This is a genomic window from Lentilactobacillus parakefiri (assembly GCF_002157585.1).
GTDB lineage: Bacteria > Bacillota > Bacilli > Lactobacillales > Lactobacillaceae > Lentilactobacillus > Lentilactobacillus parakefiri.
Window position 1 is genome coordinate 1 of the sequence record NZ_BDGB01000083.1, and the last position, 303, is coordinate 303.

Below are 303 nucleotides of genomic sequence, written 5' to 3' on the forward strand. Positions count from 1 at the left end.
GATAACAGGTTGAGATTCCTGTACTAGTTGATGATGTTTGAGCGATGGAGGGACGCAGGAGGCTAAGTTGTGCATCCAGCTGGAAACGGATGTTCAAGCCACGAGTCAGTCAAAGAGTCAAATGCTTTTTGGCGGGTTGACAAGTGGTGATTAGGACCGAAATTTAAGTAGGGAAGCAACTGACGTCACACTGCCGAGAAAAGCTTCTAGTGAGTCATCAACTACCCGTACCGCAAACCGACACAGGTAGTCGAGGAGAGAATCCTCAGGTGAGCGAGTGAACTCTCGTTAAGGAACTCGGCA

The 303-nt window shown here is 48.8% G+C and carries 1 rRNA gene; it reads left to right on the forward strand.

Annotation, left to right across the window (positions count from 1 at the left end):
- A 23S ribosomal RNA gene (locus LPKJCM_RS09480) occupies positions 1-303 on the forward strand; the annotation flags it as partial.